General features: G+C 68.7%; 26 protein-coding genes and 2 tRNA genes. 15 read left to right on the forward strand and 13 right to left on the reverse strand.

Annotated features, from left to right (window positions below; genetic code table 11):
• Positions 1–11: 11 nt before the first annotated feature.
• Positions 12–1,034: an NADP-dependent oxidoreductase gene (locus tag AB0I04_RS42200; RefSeq protein ID WP_360898094.1), complete on the reverse strand. Its 1,023-nt coding sequence runs from the start codon at positions 1,032–1,034 to the stop codon at positions 12–14.
• Between the two features lie 126 nt (positions 1,035–1,160).
• On the opposite strand from AB0I04_RS42200, the gene AB0I04_RS42205 reads away from it, so the two are divergent.
• Together AB0I04_RS42205 and AB0I04_RS42210 are read left to right on the forward strand one after the other, a co-directional pair.
• The gene (locus AB0I04_RS42205; RefSeq protein ID WP_360898096.1) at positions 1,161–1,463 is read left to right on the forward strand and encodes an ArsR family transcriptional regulator; all 303 of its coding nucleotides are present in this window, start codon (positions 1,161–1,163) and stop codon (positions 1,461–1,463) included.
• Positions 1,453–1,980 (forward strand): YbaK/prolyl-tRNA synthetase associated domain-containing protein, encoded by a 528-nt coding sequence (locus tag AB0I04_RS42210; RefSeq protein WP_360898098.1) that lies wholly within the window; start codon positions 1,453–1,455, stop codon positions 1,978–1,980. Before AB0I04_RS42205 ends, AB0I04_RS42210 begins: the two co-directional genes overlap by 11 nt.
• A 110-nt stretch (positions 1,981–2,090) precedes the next feature.
• Here the strand turns inward: AB0I04_RS42210 and AB0I04_RS42215 are convergent, their stop codons facing one another.
• Together AB0I04_RS42215 and AB0I04_RS42220 are read right to left on the reverse strand one after the other, a co-directional pair.
• Positions 2,091–2,633 carry a GNAT family N-acetyltransferase gene (locus AB0I04_RS42215; protein ID WP_360898100.1) on the reverse strand — a complete coding sequence of 181 codons (543 nt, stop codon included), beginning with the start codon at positions 2,631–2,633 and terminating at the stop codon, positions 2,091–2,093.
• A gap of 248 nt (positions 2,634–2,881) precedes the next feature.
• Positions 2,882–3,844, reverse strand: a complete 963-nt coding sequence (locus AB0I04_RS42220; RefSeq protein ID WP_360898102.1) for a hypothetical protein — start codon at positions 3,842–3,844, stop codon at positions 2,882–2,884.
• 141 nt (positions 3,845–3,985) lie between these two features.
• Here AB0I04_RS42220 and AB0I04_RS42225 point away from each other — a divergent pair, with 141 nt between their 5' ends.
• Positions 3,986–4,498, forward strand: coding sequence for a GNAT family N-acetyltransferase (locus AB0I04_RS42225; protein WP_360898104.1), 513 nt, complete (start codon positions 3,986–3,988; stop codon positions 4,496–4,498).
• A 25-nt stretch (positions 4,499–4,523) separates the two neighbouring features.
• Here the strand turns inward: AB0I04_RS42225 and AB0I04_RS42230 are convergent, their stop codons facing one another.
• The 3 genes from AB0I04_RS42230 to AB0I04_RS42240 all read right to left on the reverse strand — a co-directional run bounded on the left by AB0I04_RS42230 (position 4,524) and on the right by AB0I04_RS42240 (position 6,783).
• Complete coding sequence (locus AB0I04_RS42230) at positions 4,524–4,799, reverse strand: hypothetical protein (RefSeq protein ID WP_360898107.1); 276 nt, start codon at positions 4,797–4,799, stop codon at positions 4,524–4,526.
• A gap of 193 nt (positions 4,800–4,992) precedes the next feature.
• Positions 4,993–6,345 carry an alpha-L-fucosidase gene (locus tag AB0I04_RS42235; protein WP_360898109.1) on the reverse strand — a complete coding sequence of 451 codons (1,353 nt, stop codon included), beginning with the start codon at positions 6,343–6,345 and terminating at the stop codon, positions 4,993–4,995.
• Positions 6,346–6,450: 105 nt separating this feature from the next.
• Positions 6,451–6,783 carry a cupin domain-containing protein gene (locus AB0I04_RS42240; RefSeq protein ID WP_360898111.1) on the reverse strand — a complete coding sequence of 111 codons (333 nt, stop codon included), beginning with the start codon at positions 6,781–6,783 and terminating at the stop codon, positions 6,451–6,453.
• 70 nt (positions 6,784–6,853) lie between these two features.
• Here AB0I04_RS42240 and AB0I04_RS42245 point away from each other — a divergent pair, with 70 nt between their 5' ends.
• The 3 genes from AB0I04_RS42245 to AB0I04_RS42255 all read left to right on the forward strand — a co-directional run bounded on the left by AB0I04_RS42245 (position 6,854) and on the right by AB0I04_RS42255 (position 8,585).
• The gene (locus tag AB0I04_RS42245; RefSeq protein ID WP_360898113.1) at positions 6,854–7,804 is read left to right on the forward strand and encodes a helix-turn-helix domain-containing protein; all 951 of its coding nucleotides are present in this window, start codon (positions 6,854–6,856) and stop codon (positions 7,802–7,804) included.
• 103 nt (positions 7,805–7,907) lie between these two features.
• Positions 7,908–8,285, forward strand: coding sequence for a DUF1622 domain-containing protein (locus tag AB0I04_RS42250; RefSeq protein ID WP_360898115.1), 378 nt, complete (start codon positions 7,908–7,910; stop codon positions 8,283–8,285).
• Positions 8,286–8,411: 126 nt separating this feature from the next.
• Entirely contained in the window at positions 8,412–8,585 is a 174-nt protein-coding gene (locus tag AB0I04_RS42255; RefSeq protein ID WP_360898117.1) for a hypothetical protein, read from the forward strand.
• Positions 8,586–8,748: 163 nt separating this feature from the next.
• Here AB0I04_RS42255 and AB0I04_RS42260 read toward each other — a convergent pair whose 3' ends face one another.
• A complete protein-coding gene (locus tag AB0I04_RS42260; RefSeq protein WP_360898119.1) occupies positions 8,749–9,906 on the reverse strand; it encodes a hypothetical protein in 1,158 nt (385 codons plus the stop codon).
• 259 nt (positions 9,907–10,165) lie between these two features.
• Between AB0I04_RS42260 and AB0I04_RS42265 the strand changes: the two genes are divergently transcribed.
• Positions 10,166–10,732: a ricin-type beta-trefoil lectin domain protein gene (locus AB0I04_RS42265; protein ID WP_360898121.1), complete on the forward strand. Its 567-nt coding sequence runs from the start codon at positions 10,166–10,168 to the stop codon at positions 10,730–10,732.
• Positions 10,733–10,894: 162 nt separating this feature from the next.
• Here the strand turns inward: AB0I04_RS42265 and AB0I04_RS42270 are convergent.
• Positions 10,895–10,968: transfer RNA gene (locus AB0I04_RS42270), tRNA-Gly, on the reverse strand.
• A gap of 121 nt (positions 10,969–11,089) precedes the next feature.
• Positions 11,090–11,479, reverse strand: a complete 390-nt coding sequence (locus AB0I04_RS42275; protein WP_360898122.1) for a hypothetical protein — start codon at positions 11,477–11,479, stop codon at positions 11,090–11,092.
• A gap of 940 nt (positions 11,480–12,419) precedes the next feature.
• On the opposite strand from AB0I04_RS42275, the gene AB0I04_RS42280 reads away from it, so the two are divergent.
• A tRNA-Pro gene (locus tag AB0I04_RS42280) sits at positions 12,420–12,493 on the forward strand.
• A gap of 216 nt (positions 12,494–12,709) precedes the next feature.
• Here AB0I04_RS42280 and AB0I04_RS42285 read toward each other — a convergent pair.
• Positions 12,710–13,162 (reverse strand): YbhB/YbcL family Raf kinase inhibitor-like protein, encoded by a 453-nt coding sequence (locus tag AB0I04_RS42285; protein ID WP_360898124.1) that lies wholly within the window; start codon positions 13,160–13,162, stop codon positions 12,710–12,712.
• A gap of 260 nt (positions 13,163–13,422) precedes the next feature.
• Here AB0I04_RS42285 and AB0I04_RS42290 point away from each other — a divergent pair, with 260 nt between their 5' ends.
• A complete protein-coding gene (locus AB0I04_RS42290) occupies positions 13,423–13,653 on the forward strand; it encodes a hypothetical protein (protein ID WP_360898126.1) in 231 nt (76 codons plus the stop codon).
• A gap of 94 nt (positions 13,654–13,747) precedes the next feature.
• Here the strand turns inward: AB0I04_RS42290 and AB0I04_RS42295 are convergent, their stop codons facing one another.
• Positions 13,748–14,158, reverse strand: a complete 411-nt coding sequence (locus AB0I04_RS42295) for a pyridoxamine 5'-phosphate oxidase family protein (RefSeq protein WP_360898128.1) — start codon at positions 14,156–14,158, stop codon at positions 13,748–13,750.
• 281 nt (positions 14,159–14,439) lie between these two features.
• Between AB0I04_RS42295 and AB0I04_RS42300 the strand changes: the two genes are divergently transcribed.
• The gene (locus AB0I04_RS42300) at positions 14,440–15,864 is read left to right on the forward strand and encodes an FGGY-family carbohydrate kinase (RefSeq protein ID WP_360898130.1); all 1,425 of its coding nucleotides are present in this window, start codon (positions 14,440–14,442) and stop codon (positions 15,862–15,864) included.
• A gap of 10 nt (positions 15,865–15,874) precedes the next feature.
• On the opposite strand, the gene AB0I04_RS42305 is transcribed toward AB0I04_RS42300, so the two are convergent.
• Entirely contained in the window at positions 15,875–16,249 is a 375-nt protein-coding gene (locus AB0I04_RS42305; RefSeq protein WP_360898132.1) for a hypothetical protein, read from the reverse strand.
• Positions 16,250–16,551: 302 nt separating this feature from the next.
• Here AB0I04_RS42305 and tig point away from each other — a divergent pair, with 302 nt between their 5' ends.
• From tig to AB0I04_RS42330, 5 genes are all read left to right on the forward strand, one after another.
• Positions 16,552–17,979, forward strand: coding sequence for a trigger factor (tig, locus tag AB0I04_RS42310; protein ID WP_360898134.1), 1,428 nt, complete (start codon positions 16,552–16,554; stop codon positions 17,977–17,979).
• A gap of 172 nt (positions 17,980–18,151) precedes the next feature.
• Positions 18,152–18,790, forward strand: coding sequence for an ATP-dependent Clp protease proteolytic subunit (locus tag AB0I04_RS42315; protein ID WP_360898136.1), 639 nt, complete (start codon positions 18,152–18,154; stop codon positions 18,788–18,790).
• Positions 18,787–19,473, forward strand: coding sequence for an ATP-dependent Clp protease proteolytic subunit (locus tag AB0I04_RS42320; protein ID WP_360898138.1), 687 nt, complete (start codon positions 18,787–18,789; stop codon positions 19,471–19,473). Before AB0I04_RS42315 ends, AB0I04_RS42320 begins: the two co-directional genes overlap by 4 nt.
• A gap of 161 nt (positions 19,474–19,634) precedes the next feature.
• The gene (gene clpX / locus AB0I04_RS42325; protein WP_360898140.1) at positions 19,635–20,909 is read left to right on the forward strand and encodes an ATP-dependent Clp protease ATP-binding subunit ClpX; all 1,275 of its coding nucleotides are present in this window, start codon (positions 19,635–19,637) and stop codon (positions 20,907–20,909) included.
• Between the two features lie 296 nt (positions 20,910–21,205).
• Positions 21,206–23,791: a valine--tRNA ligase gene (locus tag AB0I04_RS42330; protein ID WP_360898142.1), complete on the forward strand. Its 2,586-nt coding sequence runs from the start codon at positions 21,206–21,208 to the stop codon at positions 23,789–23,791.
• Between the two features lie 182 nt (positions 23,792–23,973).
• Here the strand turns inward: AB0I04_RS42330 and AB0I04_RS42335 are convergent, their stop codons facing one another.
• The gene (locus tag AB0I04_RS42335) at positions 23,974–24,612 is read right to left on the reverse strand and encodes a hypothetical protein (RefSeq protein ID WP_360898144.1); all 639 of its coding nucleotides are present in this window, start codon (positions 24,610–24,612) and stop codon (positions 23,974–23,976) included.
• Positions 24,613–25,176 lie beyond the last annotated feature (564 nt).

Genomic DNA, 25,176 nt, shown 5'->3' on the forward strand with positions numbered 1-25,176 from the left:
GTCCTCCGCTCCTACAAGGCCACCACGACGGTGCCCAGATGCCGCCCGGTCATTGTCTCGTGCAACGCCCGCGGCGCCCGCTCAATGCCCTCGACGCGGACGTACGGGAAATCGATGGCACCGGAACGCAGCCACCCGCCGAACCGGTCGATCCACTCCGCCTGCACCTCCGGGTCGCCCATGGCGCTGTACCCGCGCATCGTGATCTGTTTGAGTATCAGCTGGTAGACGTCCAGCTCCACAGGCGCCGAGGTCCCGGATCCGTCCTTCGCCAGCTGCCCCGACAGCGCACCGACCAGCACGAACCTCGCACCCGTACGGGCCGCCGCGACCGCGGCGCGCAGGTCCTCGCCACCGACGTTGTCGAAGAGGACGTCGATGCCGCCGGGCGCCGCCGCGGCCAGCTGCTCGGCCAGCGGCCCCTCCCCGCGTACGACGGCCGCGTCGTAGCCCAGCTCGGCGACCATCCGCTTCGCCTTCTCCGGCGACCCGGTGCTGCCGACCACCCGCTCGGCCCCCAGCAGCCGCGCGATCCGACCGGCCAGCGACCCCACGGACCCGGCTCCGCCGGAGACGAACACCGTGTCGCCCGGCCTGACCTTCACGCCCCGGGTCAGCGCCCCGTACGCGGTCCGTCCCTGCGCCAGATGCGCGACCGGATCGGGCAGCACGTCGCCCAGAGGGGCGCAGTCCGCGGCGGCCAGGACGGCGTGCTCGCGCCAGCCCAGCCAGTGGGAGACCAGGTCGCCGGGCCGCAGGCCACTGCCGTCCGGGGCGGTGACGACCTCGCCGATCGCCGCTCCGAACAGCGTGTCCCCGGGCAGAATCGGTGGGAACGGCGTTCCCTCCACGCTGCCCCCGAGCAAGGTCCGCAGCGCCGCGAACACATGGAAGAACCGGTTCCGGACGAGCACCTCGCCGTCGCCGGGTACCGGCAGCGGCACCTCGACGACTTCGAAGTCCTCCGCCCGCGGCAGCCCGGCCGGAACAGTCGCGAGGCGGACCTCACGGGAGGTTGAGGGCAGTTGTGACATCGAACGCTCCTGGAACGAGTGGACGCAGTAAGCCATAAGGCGCCGCGACGCTATCCCCTGACCCGTACGTCAGAGGCAAGCCCCGTTCGGCTAGACAGGCAATTAGCTAATTGCCATACTTCCTTTGTGATCGACGTGGAACTGGTCAAGGCGCTGGCCAACGACAAGCGTCTGCTGATCCTGGAGTGGTTGCGGGACCCCGAGCAGCACTTCCCGGCGCAGCGCGACGGCGACCTGGTTCGTGACGGCGTGTGTTCGCTGTTCATCGCCGAGAAGCTCGGAGTGAGCCAGCCGACCTGCGGCGGACACCTCAAGATCCTCAGCCAGGCCGGGCTGGTCCACGGCAAGAAGATCAAGCAGTGGGTGTTCTACCAACGCAACGAAGCCCGTATCGCGGAGGCGAAGGAGTTGTTGAGCGGTGACTGGTGATCTGTCGGCCGACGTCGAGGTGCCCGTACCGGCTACGGACCTGTACGAGCGCCTGATCACGGATCTGGAGAGCGCCGAGGCGCGCTACCGGCTGATCGACCATGCGCCGGAAGGGCGCACCGACCTGGTCAGCGCCCTTCGCGGGCACGACGTCGCATCGGCCGCCAAGTGCCTGATCGTCATGGTCAAGATCGGCAAGAAGCAGACCCGCTACGCGCTGGCCGTGGTGCCCGGTGACGCCCGGCTGGACCTGCAGGCCGTCAAGGCGCTCCTGGACGGGACGTATGTGACCTTCGCGAGCAAGGACAAGGCGGAGGAACTGGCCGGCAGCGTGAGCGGAACCGTGCTTCCGTTCAGCTACCACCCCCGGCTGGAACTCATCGCGGACCCAGCGCTGCTCGACGCGCCGGAGCTGTTCTTCAACGCGGCCCGGCTGGACCGCTCGATCGCGTTGGCCACCGACGACTACGTGCGTCTCGCCGCCCCTCGGCTGGCACCCATCACCTCCACGTCGTGATCCGTGGGACCGGCGTCACCAACGACCTCGGGGAGGGACCATGTCGCAGTCCGACTACGCCATCCACTACGAGCCGATCTCGCCGACGACCGGCGGCCCCGCGAACCGCATCAGGGCAGCGAGCGGACCATGACCACGTACGTGATCTCCCCGGCATCCGGTCGGACCACTCCGAGCCGGGACCAATTCCAGGATTCGTAGGCGGCGAGGGCGGGGGTGGCGTCCGGCCGGACGGTGAGGGTGGCTCGCTCCTCGTTACGTCGGCCGAGGAGCGCATCATGCAGGCACCGGCCGATCCCTTTTCGTCGGTACGGTGCCGCGACGGCCAGTTCTTTGATCGCGAACGTGCGGCCGTCGCGTTCGGCGGTGAATTCGTAAGGCGGTGGCGGGACGATGCCCTCCCACCACCGCGTCGCCGCGCGGAGCGAGTAGCCGTAGGCGAACCCGACCAGTTCCGCCTCGACCGCAGCGGTCACCAGGCGGAAACCCGGCTGCGGCAGCTCGATCGCCAGCAATTCCCGGAAGCCCTCGACGTCTCCCGGTCCCTCGTCGTACGGAGGCTCGGCGAAGACAACGGCGTACAGGTCCACGATCTGTTCGAGCAGCGCGCCGGCCGCGCTGCCCTCATGCGTACGAATGACCAAGTCCGACACGTGGCTCATCCGTTCGCGCCGGCGAAGCTCAGGTGGAAACGGTCAAGAAAGTCCTGCACGGCGGTATCGCCACTATGAGACCTGAGCTGGTTCCGGAGCGTATGAAGATGCGCGACGCCACGCGCGGATTACACGGAGGTCTGGAGTCCGAGGGACTGCATGCCGGTTTCCGCGGCTCCTTGGACATCACCCCTGTGGCACAGGACAGATGCCAGCCATGTGAGATATAGCGCCCGGTTGCGTCGATATTAGCTGGCTGTACTCTCAAGCGCCTCGCTGAGGAGCGTTTCAGCGCGGCGCAGATCTTCCGGCTCACCGAGGTCCATGAAGCAGCTTGCCTCCTGGACGGTGAGTTCAGAGTCGCTTAGCCACTCCACCCAATGGGGATCGGCCGCTTCGATGGTATTCGCGTGTTCCCAACGCGCCCGAGCAATCGCATTGGAGAACGCCGAGCGGTCTCCCGACGCGGCACACGCGACCGCTTCACGTAGCGCGAGCATGGACCGAACCCGGGGGGTCGCCCAGCCGCGGGCGGACGCCGATGCCGCACTGACCAGGTTGAGTGCCTCCTGGGGATGGCACTGGTAGTACGCCTGCGTACTCATGCTGGACAACGTGAGCGTCGTGAGACGGTGATCCTGAGCCACCTGCGCGGCGAACAGCGCCTCAAGGTAGAAGCGGCGTGCGCGTTCTTGATCACCCGCGTCGAAGAAGGCCCAACCCGCGAGTTCGGAGACGTGGCCGACGGCGCTGCGCAGGGTGCTCCCGACCTGCTCGGTGTAGGTACCGTCGCGTAGCAGACGCTGAATGCCCTGAAGAAGGCTCAGTACGGAATCGCGTAGTCGGCCGCCACCATATTGATCATCGATCGAGTAGAGCCGCTGGATCGCTCGCTGGACCTCGTCGACATCCTTGGCACCCACGCGACCTGATACAGCCGTAGAGAAGAATTCGTCTACCGAGGTTCCGACGGTCGTCGGCCCGCCGGTCGGAGTGGCAACGGACTGGACGCCGAATAGTTCGTCCTCATCCATCGAGAACGCCCGCGCGTACAGCATTCGGTATCGCTCGGAGATGCCGACGGAGGCGCGCTCCCACCGCTTCACGTAGCTGAGCAGCGTCTCATGGTCGGGGAGACTGCTGCGGGCTTCCCCGGCAGCCTGCGCGAGTCGGCGAGCCATCTCCGGTTTGTCCCATCCGCGTTGACCCATGCAGTTATCAGGGCAGAGGCGTGGCCCTGGCCGGCTCCGCGCCAGGGCGCACGCTGGACCTTAGGCGTCGGGCCCTATCCCTGAGGGGAGAACCTTGCGTGCATGGAGTCGGCCGCTCGTCGGAGGGCGAAGATTGACGACGTGAGCGGACTCATTGTGCGAGAAATCCGGTCAGGAGACGGCGAGGGCTGTGCGCGGGCGTGGCGAGATGCCGGACGCCACTACGCCGCGATCGTGCCGGAAGTGATTCAGGAGCCCGACTCCCATGGCCTCGTGGAGTGGTTCGAACAGGGCATCGGCCAGGAGCGGGACGAGGACACCATCTGGCTCGTCGCCGAGGACGACGGACAGGTGGTCGGTGTCATCGAAGCAGCCGTGACCCGACCGACCCCGGATGCTCGCTGGCAGTTGCAGCGCGATCTGTCTCGCGTACGACTTGTGATCAATGCGCTCGCCGTCACCGCAGGGTATCGGCGCAAGGGTGTCGGTACGGCGCTCATGGAGGCCGCTGAAGAGCGGGGGCGGCGAAAAGGCGCGACGGTAGCGGTCACCGACACTAATCTCAGCAGCCCCTTGTCGGTGCCCTTCTACGAGAAGCGGATGGGTTATCACCGGCAGGCGGTGATCCTCCGCAAAGCGCTCAAGCCCGAGTGAGTCGCCTCCCGTACACCGCGGATCCCTACCTGGCTGCTCGCTGCCCGGAAACGGTCCGCTGGCGGTCGGCCTCACGAGCGAGCACGAAGATCATGTCTTTGACCGCGTCGTCGCCGTGCCGCTGCTTGAGTCTGAGCAGGACGCCCTTGCGGCTGGCTTCGGCGAGCATGCCGGTGAGCGCGACGCAGGGGACCTCGCGACCGGCCGTGTAGTCCTCATGAACGGCCTGGGCGACCTTCTGCAGATCCGCGTGCGGCGCCGCTTCCAGGAGGACCATGCGCGAAGCGTCTTTGAGATCCATACCCGGATCCTAGAGCGACGCCGTCGTCGGGGTCATGGATACTGCCGCCATGCCGCACCCCCACGAGCGAGCCGTCGCCCACGTCACGTCGCTGGCGATGGGCGATCCGGTAGATCCGTCGGCGCGGGTGACGCTGCACTTCCGGAATGCCGGATGACCTGGGCCTTCGTGGTCGGAGACGTCGGCGTGAGCCTCAGCCCGGCGATGCCAGCGTGAAGCGGAGTGCGGCGGGGAGTGGTGCGTCGAGCCCGGGGGAGGCGACCCGTACGCCGTCCGGGACGGTCGTGGCGCTGACCGGGCCGCCGTCGAGGCGGGTCGCGGTGGCCGGGTCGAGCAGGCCCGGCCGGGTCTTGAGCAGCGCCTCGCCGCCCGGCGCGCCGGCGACGAACGCGTAGGCGTGCCGGTCGTCGCGGGTCCAGCGGACCCAGGGCGGGCCCTCTCCATCGGTGGTCTCGCCGCCGGGGATGGCGTCGCCGGGTTCGAGGGGCCTGGTCGCGTGGACGGCGGCGGCGTGGTGCGTCATCCAGGACGCGATGCCCTCCAGGACGGCACGTTGCTCGTCCGGCAGGGTGCCGTCGGCCTTGGGGCCGACGTTGAGCAGCAGGTTGCCGCCGCGCGAGACCACGTCCACGAGCAGCCGCACCGCGCCCGCCGTGTCGAGCAGGTGCTCGGGGCCCTCGTTGCGGTTGTAGCCGAAGGACAGGCCGACGCCCCGGCAGTTCTCCCAGGCGGCGGCCGTCTCCTTCTCGCGGCCCGCCTGGTACTCGCTGGTCAGGTAGTCGGCGTGGGCGCCGTCCCAGCGGTCGTTGACCACACCTTCCGGGACGGCGGAGTAGTAGTCGGCGAACAGGCCCGGCAGGTCGGCCATGCCCAGATCGGGCCAGCCGATGTCGTTCCACAGCACGTCCGGTCGGTAGCGGTCGATCAGGTCGCGCACCTGGCGCAGCGCGTAGGCGGCGTAGGCGGCCTCGTGGGGACGGCCGTAGTCGTCGATCCGGTCCTCGTGGCGGATCACGGCGCGGCGCCCGGCGTACCAGTCGAGGCCGCCGGAGTAGTACACGCCGAAGCGCAGTCCTCGGGAGCGTACGGCGTCCGCCAGGTCGGCGACCAGGTCGCGGCGCGGGCCGCGATGGACGGTGTTGCGGGTGCCGGTGCCCGGCGCGTCCCACAGTGCGATGCCGTCGTGGTGCTTGGTGGTCGGCACGACGTAGCGGGCACCGGCGCGGGCGAACAGGTCCGCCCAGTCACCCGGGTCGAACGACTCGGCCCGCCACAGATCCAGGAAGTCGTCGTACGGACGCCCCCCGTGCACCGCGCGATGGTGCGCCCAGGCGGGGCTGCCCTCGATCTGGCTGGTGTTCCAATACCACTCGGCGTACGGGTTGTGCGCGAACCACACCTCGGGATCGGTGGCGCCCAGTTCGCCGGTCGGCTCCGCCCAGGCGGGCAGCGAGTACGCGCCCCAGTGGATGAAGACGCCGAACTTGGCGTCGGTGAACCACGCCGGGACCGGCCGGCCGGTCAGGGCGTACGGGTCGTCGGCCATGGCGCACCTCAATGAGACATCGGACTACTTATCGGGCACAACCCTAGAATCGGCCCACCTCAAAGCGCCATAGGGGACATACATCCGATCTCGGGGCTCGACGATCTAACCCTCCGGGTAGAAGAGGAACAGCGTGCAGCCGACCGTCGTCTGTGGGACGTGCGACGAGCCTGCGGGAGCGTGGATGAAGGAGCCGGCCGGGTAGTCCCGGTCGCCGTCGTTGAAGACGCCGGAGACCACGAAGACCTCCTCGGGGCCGGGTTCGTGGACGTCGACGCCCTGCCAGCATGTGTTCGCGTCCATCTCCAGCACATAGGCCTTCGCGCCGTTGTCGCCGCTCCACAGCGGGCGCAGTCGGATGCCCGGGAAGAGTTCGCGGACCGGGGCGTCCTGGACGGCGGACCACACATAGGCAGGCGTGTTCTGTTCTGTCGTCATGGGGCCAGCCTGGCGGCCGGCTGTCGCCCTGCCGAGTGTCAGGAAAGACATCATGCGTTACTTTCCTGCCATGCATCGCGTAGTGGCGCTCGTCTGCCCACCACAATCGACCTTCGAACTCGCCTGCGCGGCCCAGGTGTTCGGGATCGAGCGGCCTGAACTCCCGACGCGGTACGCCTTCAGCGTGTGCACGGAGCGCCCTGGCCCGGTCGCGACGCGCGCCGCGTACGACATGCTCGTGACCGACGGGCTGGACGCACTCGACCGGGCGGACACCGTGGTCGTCCCGGGCTGGCTGCCCACCACGGAGCCACCCTCACCCGCGGTCGTACGGGCGCTGCGCCGCGCGCACTCCCGCGGCGCGCGGGTGGTCAGCATCTGCTCCGGCGCCTTCGCGCTGGCGCACGCCGGCCTGCTGGACGGAAGGCAGGCGACCACCCACTGGGCGCTGGCGGAGGAGTTCGCCGCGTGCTTCCCATACGTTCGGGTCGACTCGGATGTGCTGTACGTGGACCACGGTGACGTTGCCACCAGCGCCGGCGCGGGGGCCGGCATCGACCTGTGCATGCACCTGGTCCGCAGCGACCAGGGAGCCCGGTACGCCGCACATATCGCACGGACCATGGTCATGCCGCCCCACCGCGAGGGCGGGCAGCTGCAGTACTCGGCGCCGCCGCACCCCGCACAGATCGACGGCACGCTCGCGCCGTTGTTGGAGTGGGTCACCAGGAGACTCGGCGAACCGGTGACCATCGAGAGCCTGGCCGCGTACGCGGGCGTCTCAACGCGTACCCTCGCCCGACGGTTCGCCGATCAGCTCGGCACCAGCCCGGGGCAGTGGCTGCTCGCCCAGCGGATCGCCACGGCCCGGGACCTCCTGGAGTCCTCCGACCTCCCATTGGACGCCGTCGCCCGCCGCGTCGGGCTCTCCTCGGCCGCCAATCTCCGCAGGCGCTTCCGGGGCGCCCTGGGCACAACACCAGGCGCTTACCGCCGCGCGTTCCGAGCCGAGCCGCGATGAAAGCCGGCCCCTGGCCTTCCACCTGGAAAATCACGGTGTGGCGAGTTCGGGTCGCCCAGGTGCCGACCACCGGCATGACGCCGCGACTGGGTATGACCACCGCGTGGACCTCTCGGGCATAGCCGAGGCGGTCGGTGCGGGTGTCGACCTTGTCGGGGTGGCGGTCATCGTCGTCGGCGCGCTCGTCGTGACGGCCGTGTTCGCGGGTCGTCTCCGGCACGATGGCGGCCGGTTCCCGGGCGCGTACCGGCTCTACCGGCAGAACCTCGGGCGGGCGATCCTGCTCGGGCTGGAGTTCCTGGTCGCCGCTGACATCATCCGTACCGTCGCCGCGTCCCCGACGTTCACGAGCGTCGGGGTGCTCGCGCTGATCGTCGTGGTGCGGACCTTCCTCAGCTTCTCGCTCGAGGTGGAGCTGGAGGGCAGCTGGCCGTGGCGGCGAGGCCGGGCGGCGCGTCCGCCGGACGCACCGGAGGCGTGACGCGCGACCGCCGGGAGCCACGCATGGGCCGGGGACGGTTCCAACGCCCAGACCGCACGGGCCGGGTCGTACGGGCGCCATCCGGTGGGTATGCCCCTGAACAGGGACTCCGTAAGGAGGCGTGACATGGCGCTGTTCGTGGCCCTCATCCTTGTCGCGGTCGCACTTGGTATCACCGGGTGGGTGGTGAAAGGCCTCTTCTTCCTGCTGATCATCGGGATCTTGGTCTTCCTCGCCGACTTGGTGTTCGGCGGAATCCGGATCGGCCGCCGCCACGGCGGCCCCCGCGCCGAACACTGACTCGTTCGGTCCCGGCGAATGCGGACCGGTCAGGCCTCCTCGTACCCTCTGTTCGGCTGGCCGAGCGGCCCGTCTTCGGGCTGCCTTGATCTGGCACGAACGCTCAAGAGGACTGGTAGTTGGGGGACACAGGGGACACCTCGTGGTCCGTGCGGGGAGAGCGCTAGGAGGAGGGCAGATCGGCGAGGATCGAGCGCAGGACTCTGGCGCGCCGCCGCTCGTCGGCATCCTGCCAGGCGTGCCCACAAGCCGGGCAGCGCCAGTTCGGGTCATCGGGGCGGACCTCGCAGCCTCGGTTGGAGGCCGCCACCAACCCCAGATCCAGCGCGCGCATCGTGGCCGATCCGGGGAGATTGAGCCCACGGACCAGGGGCACCGGCACTTGGGCGCAGCGCGGACACGGCGGCGGTGACGGGGGCGGCGGAGGCGGAGGGAGCTTGCGGTCGGGGAGCATGAAGGCGTACGCGCGCTGCTTGGCACAGCCCTGACACCTGCCGGTGAACAGGGAGACCAGGTGGTCGTCGGCTTCGCTGAGGTGATTGCTCCACCGGCTGCGGAACTCTCCGCACGCGCAGGGCCTGTGGGCGACGTCGGTGAGGGCGTCGATGTTGGAGTCGTGAGCTTTCTCGATCGGCGGCATCCGGAAGGCGTCGGGGCCGTCGGCATCAGCGTCCGGGGCGTCGGCATCAGCGAAGCCGTAACGCTTCAGAAGATGCGATGGCGACGACTCGGTGATCTCCCCTGACAGACCGCATTCGATGCAGGCGCCCGGTCCGCCCTGGCCGCCGTGGCACCAGCAGCGCCCATAGCTGCCGGGTTCCGTGCTGCGGCCGCTGCCGTCACAGTCGAGGCAGGCTCCCCAACCGTGGCACTCGCGGCACAGCACCCCGTACACCGTGCTGAGGGTGTGTTGGGGCTGCCGCAACTGTCGCCCAGTGGTGAACACCACTGGCGTCCAGCCGGTGAACGTCAGGACTCCAGGTCCGGCACCCGCATTGATGCTGGTCTTGAAGTCCTCTCGTCTGGCCTCAGCCCAGCCCGTGCCCGGCTCGCGCCCGTGCCGGGGCTCGTGAGCCTCCCATCCCGCCGCTCTGAAGGCGTCCACGACATCGTCGATGTCGGGAGAAGCCGGGCGGTCGTCCCCGCCGACAGCGACCAGGAAGAGAAAACGATGACCGACCGGTTCGGGATCATGGAGGTGTACCGGGTCGGTCCACTGGCGAACCACGACCGGGCGGCGATCCGAGTAGAGCGTTGTAGCGATCTCCAGCAGCGCGTTCCTCAACCACACGGCCTCCTCGCAGTCGAACCCGACCTGCATGGCGCCACCTCGCCCTGCCAGGCGATACCCCTGGCGAGATATGTAGACATTCGTGTCTGAGTAAACGCTAGCCGATGCGGCCGGTGGCGGCCGCGCAGTCCTCTATTCCGCGACCGGTAAAGCCGAGTCCGATCACGTCAAGATCGCTGCTCGGGTTGGACTTGATCATGCCGGGGGCCGCGTGGTGGACGGGGAAGACCACGCTACCCGACCGAATATCACTTTCCGTCATGGGATTGACGCGGAAAGGAAGTAGCACATGAACCGAATCACGGCACTCCGCACGGTGGCGAAGGGGGCCGGCCTGGCGCTTGGCACCATGCTCGCCGCAGCGGCCGCGCCACTGACCCTGTCGCCGGGTACCGCGTATGCCAGCGGACCGACCATGTGCCTGGACGTCGGCAACACCCGCAACAACAACGACCCCGTGCAGATCTGGCAGTGCGCGGTCCCCGGGGACGCCTTCGTCGTCAACCAGCAGTTCGTCATCGACGGGGGCCAGATCAAGGTCGCCAACACCGTCGGCACCAACAAGCCGATGTGCCTGGACGTCGGCAACACCCGCAACAACAACGACCCCGCCCGTATCTGGCAGTGCCAGAACCCCGTACATACCAACCAGAAGTTCGTCATCGAACACGGCCAGATCAAGGTCGCCGACACCATCGGCACCAACAGGCCGATGTGCCTGGACATCACCCCAAACCGCAACAACGGTGCCCGCGCCCTCATCTACCAGTGCGCGGCCTCCTATGAGTCCAACATCTACAACCAGAGGTTCGTCATCGAACACAGCATGATCAAGGTCGCCGACACCCTGCGTTGACCCTGCAGAGGGCAGAACAAACTGATCGCCAAGGCCCTGGGCGACGCCCTGAAGACGGCTCGGAAGGGCATGCGGAGCCGATCGGGCACGGAAGTGTGAGAAGGCCAGTTGAAGATCAAAGGCCCAGGTCGCCGGACACCGGTTGACCTGGGCCTTTTTCGTTGGAGCGGGCGACGGGAATCGAACCCGCGTAGCCAGTTTGGAAGACTGGGGCTCTACCATTGAGCTACGCCCGCGTGCGCCGGAGGGGGGCGGACGAGCGCCCACCTCACAACGTCCCTCGCGTAGCGTACCGGTTCCCGAGCCCCTCTTGCGCACGCATGCCCGGTGACCGTGCCCACGGTCCGGCGGCGGGCGTCAGCGCCGCTGTATGGGTTTGCGGGGCCGTCGCCGGTCGCGGGCGGGTGGCCGGGTGGTGCCCTCGTCCGCGAACAGCTGGGCGAACTGCGCGGGCAGTCTCCGGAACAGCCGAGACGTGCCGAGCGTCAGGACGTATCCCCAGAGGATCATCAGGTTGCGGCACCGGTCGTGCACCTCGGCGTCGCCGACGTTGACGATCGCCAGGACGAACAGGGCCAGCTCCCCGAGAAGGAGGAGCGCTCCCCAGCCGGCCAGCCCGACCAGGCCCCAGATCGCGACGGACGCCGGCACGCGGACGCCGGCGAGGCCGAGGCCCTCGTGTCGCGTCTCGGACAGCCACCATCCCGTCCCGCTCGCTCCGAAGACCGCGCCTGCGACGTACAGCACGCTGCGGGGCCGCCGAGGGCTCTGTCGGGCGTGACGGTGACGTACGGACGAGGGTGCGCCGTCTCCGCGCGGCGCCGGCGAGGTTCTCTCATCCATGGTGGCCGCCGATGACCGTGCGCGGCCCGCCTGGGCCGGAAGCGCCAAACCGCCGTCCGGCCGGTCGCCGGTGGCGTACGGTAGGACACGATGGCAAGCTGTGACCGCCGTGAGGCCTGCTCAATGGCGGCAGAACACGCGAAATAGCCATTTCAGAGACTCCCGCGAGCCTTGTCTGTTTCCCCAAACCGGCAGGTTCGATGGAGGAGGGGGCCGCCCGCGTCTACCGCCGGCTGCGCCAACAGTCCCCGGTCGGGAGATGGGGGCGGCCCTGATGTCTTTTCTGTTGTACGGCGCCTGCGGACGCCGATGACGTTCTTCGCCCGCCGTCGTCTCGACGGGCGGAAACCCGCCGTGGCCGCCGGCGAAAAAATGATCTAGAGCGCCCTTGAGACGCCGTTCTTCATTACTCCCAGTGACGTCCAAGAGGCTCTGAACCCCCGTCGGCGACGGGCCTCCGGGCCTCCCGGACGTGTGACATGTGCAATAGAGTAGCTGATCAGAGCCGCATTGCGGCCATGCACGACGCATTAATTGATCGCACTATTAATAAGATCACTTTTCGCGCCGAGGTGATTACTGACCGTGAATATCGGCTGGTTACAATCCGGGCGAAACGCCTCGGTGGGAAGGCGGGGGCGTCACGGAAAGCCGCCGGGGCTCATTCCTGAATTGGCGTTATATCCGAATTGAGGAGATATTTTCCGGGTGGCTCGGCGCGTCGTGGCACGCGACCCTCCCGGCGTGCTCCGGACCGAGCCCGGCGTGGCTGCGCTGCCGTCACCGTACGTGAGAAGCGTCCGGCAACCGGGAACGACGGCTTTTCGGTACACTCGATGACTCACGGGCTGTAGCGCAGCTTGGTAGCGCACTGCGTTTGGGTCGCAGGGGTCGGGAGTTCGAATCTCCCCAGCCCGACATTCCGTTCGCGGTAGACAGAACCCCCGGGGCCGAGCCCCGGGGGTTCTGTCACTCCTCGGCTCCCGGTCACGGGAGCACTTCTCAGCCCGCGGTCATGGAAGGTCCTCGCTTCCGGGCGGGTCCGGCTTGAGCGGATCGTGGCCAAGGGCCATCAGCTCCGTCGTAGACGTGTCCTGCTCGCTACGGCCTGCCCCCGGACGCGGAACACGCGGCTCACCTGCCGTAGACGCCGACGAGGGTGCCGGCCGCGATCACCTTGTCCTTGAGCGCCTCGTCCAGATCACCGGCAGAGAACCCCTCCGACAGGCCGGACGGCTCGGCCAGGGCCCGCAACCGGAAGAAGTAGCGGTGCGGCCGGTCACCGGGCGGGGGATGCGGGCCGCCGTACCCGAGACGTCCGTAGTCGCTTCGTCCCGGAACCGCCTCGGGCGGCACGTCGCCCGCCTCCAGGCCCTCGGTCTCCGGCGGGATGCCCGCGAGCAGCCAGTGGACGAACGTGCCCACCGGGGCGTCGGGGTCCTCGCAGGTGAACACGAGCTCGACGGCCTCCTCAGGCACCTCCGACCACCGGAGCGGCGGTGACACATCTCCGGCCTCGTGGGAGTGCGCCTTCGGGACCGCCGCGTGGTCGTCGAACGCGGGGCTTCGTAGCGTGATCTCATCCATGGGGGCGTCCTGCCCGATCCAAGCCGTGACGCACCGCACACGGGCGGCCGATTCTCCGACCCGGAATTCCCCTGGCAGCCCCGGGCCTGGGATTCCCCTGGCGGCCCCGGGCCTGGGATTTCCCGGCGGCTCCGGCCGGGGCTCCCGGTTCTCCGGCCGAGAACTCCCGTCGTGGCCGCTTCGAGGATCGGGCGACGGGGAATCGCTACAGACGGAATCGCGGAAGATGCGACGTCATGACGAGAATCGGGGGATCTCTAATGGCTCACTGTGATGTCTGCGGCAATGAGTACGACAAGGCGTTCACCGTCATCACTGCGGACGGGGTCTCACGGGTGTTCGACAGCATCGAGTGCGCCGCCCACGCGATCGCTCCGGTCTGTGTCCACTGCGGATGCCGGGTTCTCGGGCACGGCGCCGAGGCGGACGACCGGATCTTCTGCGGCGCGTCGTGTGCCCGTGCGGTCGGCGTCGAGCACGTCCGAGCCTGAGGCGTCGAGTGCCTCGCATCCGAAAACCGAAGTGCCTGAAGGGTGCCGCCCGCTTGAAGTGCCGAACACGCCCGCGCACGAGCCGGCGTGTCCGTCAGGCCGCCTGGGGCAGGCGGCGCCCGGAGATGAGCTCCGGCCTGATCGCGATGTAGTGGTCATGCTCGTTCGGCGTCCAGGTGCGGAGCGGAAGGCTGCGCAGGTGCGAGAGTTCGCCGTTCTCCGACACGACGCGCGCGTGCCCGACGAGCACCACCGACCAGCCGGTGTGGATGGCCGGGTCGAACTCGTCGACCTCGAACGCCACCACGGTGTTGCGAGCCGCTGCGGCCAGCTTGGATCCGGACGACGTCCGGATGATCACCTCGCCGTCGGAGACGGCGAAGTTGACCGGCTGGATCGCCGGCAGCGCACGTTCGGTGAACACGATCCGCCCCAGAGGCGCCGCCGTGATCAGTCGGCGACACTCCTCTTCTGACAGGATCTCCAGGCCTCCGGAGTCGTACACGGCCGCCGTCCTAACAGGGTCCAAGAGTGCTAGGTGCCTTCGCCTACGACGCTAACGACAACGGACGCGGGCGCGGCGGGGCGAAGATCCTCGGATCCTGGGACGAAGGTCCCTGCGATCACGGACCACTGGCCCGGTACGGCACGTCACCCGGCGTTGACGACGGGGATCTTCGTGTTACAAGCTCTGCGAACCATCCCGATGCGGATGTCAGAAGGGAGGGGCGGCGGTCCCGGGGGCGAACCGCTCGCGCACCGCCCGACGCTCCTGAGGAGGCCCCTGTGTTCGTCGGGATCGATGTGGGCACGTCCGTCGTCAAGGCTTCCGCGTTCGACGAGGACGGCGCCGTCACCTCGGTGGTGTCCGAACCGACGCGCCTGGACGTCCGCGACGGGCGTGTCGAACAGGACGTCGACGAGGTGTACGAGGCGGTCGGCGCGGTCCTGGGCGCGCTGACCGCCGACGCCGCGCCCGCGTTCGTCGGCCTCACCGGCCAGGGGGACGGGGTCTGGCTCGTCGACGAGCACGCCCGTCCCGTACGCCGGGCCCTGTCCTGGATGGACGGCCGGGCCGTCGACGTCGTCGCGGAGTGGACGGCCGACGGGATCGCCGAGAAGGTCTTCCGGCGCACCGGGAACACCATGTTCCCCGGCTGCCCCGCGCCCGCCCTGGCCTGGCTCGACCGCCACGAGCCGGAGGCGCTGGACGCCGCCGCCACCGCCGGCTACTGCAAGGACGTCGTCTTCCAGCGCTTCACGGGCGTACGGGCGACGGACGTCTCCGACGCCTCCGTGCCGTTCCTCGACCCGCGGACCCGGACGTACGACGAGGGCGCGATCGCCGCGTGCGGGCTCGGCCACCGGAGGGAGCTGTTCGCGCCGATCGGCGATCCGCTGCCGGCGGGGGAGAGCGCCGCCTTCGGCCTGCGCCCGGGCACTCCGGTCGCCGGTGGCCCGTTCGACCTGCCGGCCTGCGCGATCGGCGCGGGCGTCACCGAACGCGGCGACGGCCTGCTCATCATCGGGACGACGCTCGCCTGCCAGGTCGTGATCGACTCACTGGACCTGTCCGGGGAGCCGACCGGGTTCCACCTCGCGATGCCCTCGCCCGGCCGGTGGCTGCGCGCCATGCCCGCGATGGTGGGCACCGCCGCCCTGGACTGGGTGCTGACGATGACCGGGGTCCGCCACGACGAGGTGTCCGACCTGCTCGGGCAGTCCCCGCCCGGCGCCCACGGTGTCGGCGTGCTGCCGTACTTCGCGCCGTCGGGGGAGCGCGCGCCGTTCGTCGAGCCGCGGGCGCGGGCCGAACTGTCCGGAATCAGCCTGGAGACCACCCGCGCGGACCTCGTCCGGGCCACCTGTGAAGGGATCGCGTACGCCGCGCGGCACTGCCTGGAGGCCGCCGGGCTGACCGGCGAACTCGCGGTGTGCGGCGGCGGCACGAAGAGCGACGCGTGGCTGCGGCTGTTCGCCGACGTCCTCGGCCGTCCGCTGCGCATCGCCGGAGGCGAGGTCGGAGCGCGCGGCGCCGCGCTGGCCGCCGCCGACCGCTTCGGCGTCGGCCTGGACGTCGCCGCCTGGACCCGGCCCGCGGGCGTCCGTGAACCCGACTCCGGCCGCTCCGCGTTCTACGCCGAGGGGTACGTGGCCTACCTGGAGCGGGTGTCGGAGGCCCGTGAGCGCTGGGTCAGGGGCCAGGGCTGAGGAAACAGACCTAGGACCCGCCGCAGGTCCGCTTGAGCTCGTTGGTGGCGCTGATCAGCTCGGAGGAGTCGACGCCGGAGCCGGTGCCGTCGGCCGCCGCCCGTACCTGCCCGCCGAGCCGGTCGAGGGCGCCGGCCGCCTTGTCCGCGGACTTCTTCAGCTTGCCGTCGGTGCTTTCGGCCTGGTGGCGGAGGGTCGCGGCGCCCGAGGTGTACGCCTGCGCGACGCGGACCGGATTGTCGACCTGGCCCATCGCCTGCTGCCTGATGTCGGCGAGCGTCCTCTCCAGCCGGCCGCACGCCTTCTTGTCCACGCCGCCGCAACCGGCGGTGGTCAGGGCCAGCGCTGCGATCAGGCATGCGCCGATGACCCGCGTCTCGAGCATCGGAGCATCATGGCATGACATTTGCGAATTCGTGGCTGATCCTTGGGCTCCACCGTGGAGATCCCCGAGCTGAACGCCTCGATGACGGCCGGTCGCGCCTCCGGCAGAAGCGCCCTTTCGCAATACTTGGGCCCGCATTGCCGCCCCGACTGTCCGCAGACGTGCTCGAACGCCATAGACTTGGCGCGCGAAGGCGCGCGGTGCCCGCATTCGGCGTGCCCGCGTCCGGCTGGAGAGAACGCAGCCGCCCACGACATCCAACGTGAAATCCGTGCCGCGGCCGGATCAAGGAGACCGCCCCAGTGAAGACCGATGTTGAGGAGCTGAGCCCGACCCGGGTCAAGCTCACCGTCGAGGTGCCTTTCGACGAGCTGAAGCCCAACCTCGACAAGGCGTACAAGGAGCTCTCAAGGCAGGTTCGCCTGAAGGGCTTCCGTCCGGGCAAGGTGCCGGCTCGCCTGATCGACCAGTACGTCGGGCGGGGCGCGGTCCTGCAGGAGGCGGTCAACGACGCGCTGCCGGACCTGTACGGTCGCGCGGTCCAGGAGAGCGAGCTCTTCGCCCTCGGCCAGCCCGACGTGGAGATCACCGAGCTGGAGGACAACGCGCAGTTCGCGTTCACCGCCGAGGTCGACATCCGGCCGAAGTTCGAGGTGCCGGACTACGACGGCCTGGAGATCACCGTCGACTCGGTCGAGGTGACCGACGAGGAGATCGACGAGACGATCTCCAACCTCCGCGAGCGGTTCGCGACGCTGACGAACGCCGACCGTCCCGCGCAGGAGGGTGACTTCGCCTCCATCGACCTCGCCGCGCAGATCGACGGCGAGGACGTCGAGGACGCCCGCACCAGCGGCTACTCGTACGAGGTCGGCAGCAACTCCTCGATCGACGGGCTGGACGAGCAGCTGACCGGCATGAACGCCGAGGAGTCGAAGACCTTCACCTCCGCCCTGGTCGGCGGCGAGCGCGCCGGCGAGGAGGCCGAGGTCACGGTCACCGTGCAGAGCGTGAAGATCAAGGAGCTGCCCGAGCTCGACGACGAGTTCGCCCAGCTCGCCAGCGAGTTCGACACGATCGACGAGCTCCGTGAGGACGTCCGCAAGCGCCTGGAGAACCAGAAGCGCGCCCAGCAGCTCGGCCAGGCGCGCGACAAGGCGCTCGAGGCGCTCATGGACAAGATCGACATCCCGCTCCCGGACAGCGTGATCGAGGCCGAGGTCGAGCGCCGCAACGAGCAGCTCGACCAGCAGCTGCAGATGTACGGCCTGGACCGGGAGAAGTACCTCGAGCAGCAGGAGCAGACCGTCGAGGAGTACGACGAGGAGCTCGCGAAGGACGCCCGTGACGCGGTCAAGGGCGGCTTCATCCTCGACCAGCTCGCCCTCCAGGAGGAGCTGACCGTCGAGAACGAGGAGCTCACCGAGTACGTCGTCTCCAACGCCATGCAGATGGGCGTGCAGCCCGACGTCCTGGCCCGGCACCTGACCGAGAACAACCAGATCCCGGCCGTCGTGTCCGAGGTCCTGCGCAGCAAGGCCCTCAACCTCGTCGTCGAGCACGTCAAGGCCGCCGACGAGAACGGCAACGAGGTCGACCTGGCGGCGCTGCAGCGGCAGCTCTCCGGCGAGACCGAGGACGAGGGCGCGGAGGCCGTTGAGGCCACCGAGGCCGCCGCCGACGAGGCCGGTGAGAAGGCCGAGGCGGAAAGCGAGAAGACGGACGCCTGATCGGTCCGAATCCCTGGACGGGCCGGTGCCATGGGCACCGGCCCGTCCGTATTCCCGTAACCGGCCTCCACGCCGACAGCGAACAAGCCACCCTCGCGGCTTAAGCCCCCGCTCCAGCGCGTTAATGTCGCAATCAACCGACCACGAACAACGAACCGGAGCAGGTGACGCAGTGACCACGCCTCCGACCTTCGACCGTCCGGCGCGCATAGATGCGCGTACGGCCGAGGCGCCCCTTCTGCCGTTGGGAGACCAGCTTTATCAGCGGCTGCTGCGCGAGCGCATTGTCTTCCTCGGTCAGCAGGTCGACGACGACATCTCCAACCGCATCTGCTCGGAGCTGCTGCTGCTGGCGGCCGAGGACTCCCGGCGCGACATCTACCTGTACGTCAACTCGCCGGGCGGCTCGGTGACCGCCGGCATGGCGATCTACGACATGATGCAGTACGTCCCGAACGACGTCGCGACGGTCGGCATGGGCCTGGCCGCCTCGATGGGGCAGTTCCTGCTCTGCGCCGGCACGGCGGGCAAGCGCTACGCCCTGCCGCACGCGCGCATCATGATGCACCAGCCGTCCGGCGGTATCGGCGGTACGGCCGCCGACATCAGGATCCAGGCCGAGCAGATGCTGTACGTGAAGCAGACGCTCGCCGAGCGCATCGCCTTCCACACCGGTCAGCCGCTTGAGCAGATCCAGACCGACTCCGACCGTGACCGCTGGTTCACGGCCGAGGAGGCGCGGGACTACGGCTTCATCGACCACGTCGTGCACAACGCCAACCAGGTCGCCTCGGAAGGCGCGGTGTCATGACTTTCGACCCGAGGGGACTGAACACCGTGAGCCAGGAGATCCGGGCGGGCCTGCAGCCCGTGGAGAGCCGCTACATCATCCCGTCCTTCGTCGAGCGCACGACGTACGGCGTCAAGGAGATGAATCCGTACAACAAGCTCTTCGAGGAGCGGATCATCTTCCTCGGCGTGCAGATCGACGACGCCTCGGCGAACGACGTGATGGCCCAGCTGTTCACGCTCGAGTCGATCGACCCCGAGCGTGACATCAGCATCTACATCAACTCGCCGGGCGGCTCGTACACCGCCATGACGGCGATCTACGACACGATGCAGTTCGTCCGGTGCGACATCCAGACGGTCTGCATCGGCCAGGCCGCGTCGGCGGCCGCGGTGCTGCTGTCGGCGGGGACGCCGGGCAAGCGGGCCGCGCTGCCGCACTCGCGGATCCTGATCCACCAGCCGGCCACCGAGGGCGGCTACGGCCAGGCGAGCGACATCGAGATCCAGGCGAACGAGATCATCCGGATCCGCGAGGAGATGGAGACGATCCTGGCCAAGCACAGCGGCCAGGACGTGGAGAAGGTCCGCCGTGACATCGAGCGCGACCGCTTCCTGACCGCCGATGAGGCCAAGACGTACGGTTTGGTCGATGACATCATCGCCAGCCGCAAGAAGCGCGCTTCCGAGGTAGTGTCGTCATAAGCGGACCTGTGGGTGATCCGACGGCGTCCGCCAGATCGACCATGCCAGAGGGCTCACCCACGGTCCAGGAGACGGTAACGTCGAGACACAACGTCGAGAGCCTCAGCACGCTCCCTCGCCCCGTTCTCAGCGGGTGAGCGGCCCCACGAAAAGGAGACAGGGTGGCACGCATCGGCGACGGTGGTGACCTGCTCAAGTGCTCGTTCTGCGGCAAGAGCCAGAAGCAGGTCAAGAAGCTCATCGCGGGTCCGGGCGTGTACATCTGCGACGAGTGCATCGATCTTTGTAACGAGATCATCGAGGAGGAGCTCTCCGAGTCCTCCGATCTCAAGTGGGACAACCTGCCGAAGCCACGGGAGATCTTCGAGTTCTTGGACTCGTACGTGATCGGGCAGGACAAGGCGAAAAAGGCCCTGTCCGTGGCGGTGTACAACCACTACAAGCGGATCCAGTCGGGCAGCGGCGGCAGGGATGAGAACATCGAGCTCTCCAAGTCGAACATCCTGCTGCTGGGCCCGACCGGTTCCGGAAAGACGCTCCTCGCGCAGACGCTCGCCAAACTGCTCAATGTTCCGTTCGCCATCGCCGACGCGACCGCCCTGACTGAGGCGGGCTACGTCGGCGAGGACGTCGAGAACATCCTGCTGAAGCTGATCCAGGCCGCCGACTACGACGTCAAGAAGGCCGAGACCGGCATCATCTACATCGATGAGGTGGACAAGGTCGCTCGCAAGAGCGAGAACCCCTCGATCACGCGGGACGTCTCGGGGGAGGGCGTCCAGCAGGCGTTGCTGAAGATCCTGGAGGGCACGACCGCGAGCGTTCCGCCGCAGGGCGGCCGCAAGCATCCCCACCAGGAGTTCATCCAGATCGACACGACGAACGTGCTGTTCATCTGCGGCGGCGCGTTCGCCGGGCTGGAGAAGATCGTCGAGCAGCGCGTCGGCAAGCAGGGCATCGGTTTCAACGCGGTCCTGCGCACCAAGGACAACGGTGACGACACCGCCGACCTTTTCGCCGACGTCATGCCCGAGGACCTCCTCAAGTTCGGCATGATCCCCGAGTTCGTCGGCCGGCTGCCGGTGATCACGAGCGTGCACAATCTCGACCGTGAGGCGCTGATCAGCATCCTCACCGAGCCGCGCAACGCCCTGGTCAAGCAGTACCACCGGCTGTTCGAGCTCGACGGGGTCGACCTGGAGTTCACCGACGACGCCCTCGAGGCCATCGCCGACCAGGCGATCCTGCGCGGCACCGGCGCTCGCGGCCTGCGCGCCATTATGGAGGAGGTCCTCCTCTCCGTGATGTACGAGGTGCCGAGCCGCGCCGACGTCGCCCGCGTCGTGATCACCCGCGAGGCGGTCCTCGAGCACGTCAATCCGACGCTGGTCCCGCGCGAGCGCAACAAGCGCGAGCCACGCGAGAAGTCGGCCTGATCGGGCCCGTCGGCGGCCGACCGGACACGTGCCGCCGACGGCGCATCCGCGCCACAGGGCGCCTGCACACGGCCACGCCACAGCGGCTGTGGCAGGCCCGACCGCCTCTCCGTCTCGCGGAGAGGCGGCCTCAGACGGCACCCACACCGCCAGGACCGTCGGCGGTGACACCCGTCCCGGCCCACGAAGCGCAAGAACCCCAGTGACGGCGGCGCAGGGCCGAGCGCACCGCTGAAAGATCCGGATCTGTGGGGTGCGGCCACAGGACTGCTCGAACGTCTCTAGACTTTTTCCTCGTGACTTCGCGTGCTGACCTGCCGACTCAATACACCCCGGCCGATGTCGAGGGGCGACTCTACGAACGCTGGATCGACGGCGGCCACTTCACCCCGGACGCCGTACCCGGCAAGCCGCACTTCTCGATCGTCATCCCGCCGCCGAACGTCACGGGTTCCCTGCACGTCGGCCACGCGCTGGACCACTCGATCCAGGACGCGTTGATCCGCTGGCAGCGGATGCGGGGCGTCGCGACGCTGTGGCTGCCCGGCATGGACCACGCCGGCATCGCTACCCAGAATGTCGTCGAGCGGCAGCTCGCCAACGAGGGCCTGTCCCGGCACGACCTCGGCCGCGAGGCCTTCGTCAAGAAGGTCTGGGAGTGGAAGGCCGAGTCCGGCGGCAAGATCCTCGGCCAGATGCGCCGCCTCGGCGACAGCGTCGACTGGAGCCGCGAGCGGTTCACGATGGACGAGGGCCTCTCCCGGGCGGTCCTCACCATCTTCAAGCGCCTGTACGACGACGGCCTCATCTACCGCGCCGAGCGCATCATCAACTGGTGCCCGCGCTGCCTCACGGCGCTCTCCGACATCGAGGTCGAGCACTCCGACGACGAGGGCGAGCTCGTCTCCATCCGCTACGGCGAGGGCGACGCGTCGATCGTCGTCGCGACCACGCGCGCCGAGACCATGCTCGGCGACACGGCGGTGGCCGTGCACCCCGACGACGAGCGCTACGCCCACCTGGTCGGCACCGAGATCGAACTGCCGCTGACCGGCCGCCGCATCCCGATCGTCGCCGACGCGCACGTCGACCCGGCGTTCGGCACCGGCGCCGTCAAGGTGACCCCGGCCCACGACCCGAACGACTTCGAGATCGGCCGCCGGCACGACCTGCCCTCCATCACGGTGATGGACGAGCGCGGCGTGATCACCGCGCACGGTCCGTTCCAGGGACTGGACCGGCTCGAGGCGCGCCCGGCGGTCGTCGCCGCGCTCCGCGAGCAGAGCCGGATCGTCGCCGAGAAGCGCCCGTACGTCCACGCGGTCGGCCACTGCTCGCGCTGCAAGACGGTGGTCGAGCCACGGGTGTCGCTGCAGTGGTTCGTCAAGGTCGCGCCGTTGGCCAAGGCCGCCGGCGACGCCGTCCGCGACGGCCGGGTCCGGATCGTGCCAGAGGAGATGGCCCCGCGTTACTTCGAGTGGGTCGACAACATGCACGACTGGTGCATCAGCCGCCAGCTGTGGTGGGGCCACCGCATCCCGGTCTGGTACGGCCCCGACGGCGAGACGACCTGCGTCGGACCCGGCGAGGAGGCACCGGAGGGCTGGACGCAGGACACCGACGTGCTCGACACGTGGTTCTCCTCGGGGCTGTGGCCGTTCTCCACGCTGGGCTGGCCCGACGACACGCCCGAGCTGCGGGCGTTCTACCCGACGTCCGTGCTGGTCACCGGGTACGACATCCTGTTCTTCTGGGTCGCCCGGATGATGATGTTCGGCCTGTACGCCATGGACGGCGTCGAGCCGTTCAAGGTCATCGCGCTGCATGGCATGGTGCGCGACCAGTACGGCAAGAAGATGTCCAAGTCGTTCGGCAACGTCGTCGACCCGCTCGACTGGATCGACCGGTACGGCGCGGACGCGACCCGCTTCACGCTCCTGCGCGGCGCCAACCCCGGCAGCGACGTCGCGGTCAGCGAGGAGTGGGCGCAGGGCTCCCGTAACTTCTGCAACAAGCTCTGGAACGCCACGAGGTTCGCCCTCATCAACGGCGCGACCAGCCCGGTGGGCGGCGTCGGCGTGGTCGGCGAGGGACTGCCTGCGGGCCTGACGGTCGCCGACCGCTGGATCGTCTCCCGCCTATCGTCGGTGGTCTCCGAGGTGGAGGCGTACTTCGAGCGGTTCGAGTTCGCCAAGGCGTGCGAGACGCTTTACCACTTCGCCTGGGACGAGTTCTGCGACTGGTACGTCGAGCTGTCCAAGGTGCCGGGGATGAGCACCGATGCCTCCGCCGTCCTCGGGCACGTGCTCGACGTCCTGCTGCGCCTGCTGCACCCGCTGACGCCCTTCGTCACCGAGGAGCTGTGGACGGCCCTGACGGGCGGCGAGACCATCGTCGCGGCGTCCTGGCCGCGGCCCGGCACCTTCTCCGACCCCGGAGCCGAGGCGGAGATCGCCGGGTTCCAGCGACTCGTCACCGAGGTCCGCCGCTTCCGCGCCGACCAGGGCCTCAAGCCGGGCCAGCGGGTCGCGGCCGCGCTGGAGGGCATCGACCCCGCGTACGAGGAGGCGGCCCGGACCCTGCTGCGCCTCACGCCCCCGGAAGACGGCTTCAGCCCCACGGCGTCCCTGCCCGTCGACGGCGTCACCGTCCGCCTGGACACCGTCGGCGCGATCGACGTCGCGGCGGAGCGCGCCCGCCTGGAGAAGGACCTCGCGGCGGCACGCAAGGAGATCGCCCAGGCCGAGGGGAAGCTCGGCAATGAGCAGTTCATGGCGAAGGCACCGGAGAAGGTCGTCGCCAAGACCCGCAGCCGCCTCGAGCAGGCCCACGCCGACGTGACCCGGCTCGAGGCCCAACTGGCGGCTCTCCCGACCGCCTGAACGCCCTGCGGGCCCGTCGTGGCCCGCTCCCGCAGTCCCGAAGCCGACTCACCCTGACCGCAAGGTCGGGATGAGCCGGCCTCGTGCGCATGTCGCCTCAGCAGGCGGCCGTGAAGCGGCGTTCCGGGACGTGGCGGCCTGCGGAGCGGCGTGCCCCGGCCCGCCGGCCTCCACGTGAGGTCTCAGCCGGAGTCCGGGTCGGTGAAGTACGTGGCAGGCTCATCGGTGACCTCGCTGTTCATCCATAGGCTCATGCCAAAGGCGAGCGGCTGGTCGGGGTAGAGAACCGGCAGGTCGCTCTCGGTGGAAGCGAAGTCCCGTCGAACGTCCAGCAGCCGCAGTTCCTCGCCCCTGCGCAGCAGCGGCCCCCGCAGGGTCGCGGGAACGGCGGCGTCGAAGGCCTGCCGGTCGATCCGCCCTTCGTCGTCCTCGGGATCGAAGACGTCGGGGACGTCGATGAGGGGACGCAGATCGAGGTGGTGGGTGAGGCGACCGCCTTCGATCACCCAGAGGTCGCTCGTCTCGCCGTTGTCGACGTGGTCGATCCGGGTGCTTTCGACGCGCTCCGCATCCTCAGCGTCGATGCTGACATGACCGCGCCCATCGGCCGGGGTACCGCACGCGCCGGGCGGTCGATCGGGGAGCCGGTCGTGCTGCTCGTTCCGTTCGTACGACGCAGGTCTCGTCGAATGCAGGGCGAACCGTCGGTGCGGGAGGAGTGGGGCGGGCGATGTGCCGCGCTCGACGGGGCCGGCGTCGCATGGGCCTGGGCAGGGCGGCCGGTTCGCCTCCGAGGGCTGGTGCCGCTCGCTGTCGCGCAACGGTCGGTTCTGTACGGGATGCCGGTGCCGCTGATGTTTTCGGGGTCGAAGGTTTGTCTGCCGGTTAGCGGGGAACAAGAGAGGCAACGAGTCTGGCCTGTACTTCCACACGTGCCGGCGGCGGGATTTGACCTTGCTGCCGCAGACACGTAGAGTTCTTCTTGCCCGCAGGGGAGCGGGACGCCGAGAGGCGGCCGGCCCCGCGGAAGACACTCACACGAAACGTCGTGACAGAGAGCACTCTGGCGCGAGGTGTCTTGGATGTGTCAATCCGGTCGAATACGTGACGCCATCTGGTGGCGCGGTCGCCGGGACCTTCCTAGTAGCGGTTTCAGGGGTTTTCGGACTTCGGTTGCTGTGTGTCGGGAAGGGCCGAGAAGTGCCCCCGAGTCGGTCGATTCGACAAAGGGAAACGGATCGGTAAGATTGAGGAAACAAGCCCCAGACGGGAGCTGGAAACAGTCTCCTAGACGGTGTGTGTCCGTTTCTTGAGAACTCAACAGTGTGCTAAAAGCCAGTGCCTTTTGGTCCTCGCTTGGCTGGGCTGATCTTTCGGGGTTGGTC

This window comes from Actinoallomurus sp. NPDC050550, from assembly GCF_040655075.1.
Taxonomy (GTDB): Bacteria; Actinomycetota; Actinomycetes; order Streptosporangiales; family Streptosporangiaceae; genus Actinoallomurus.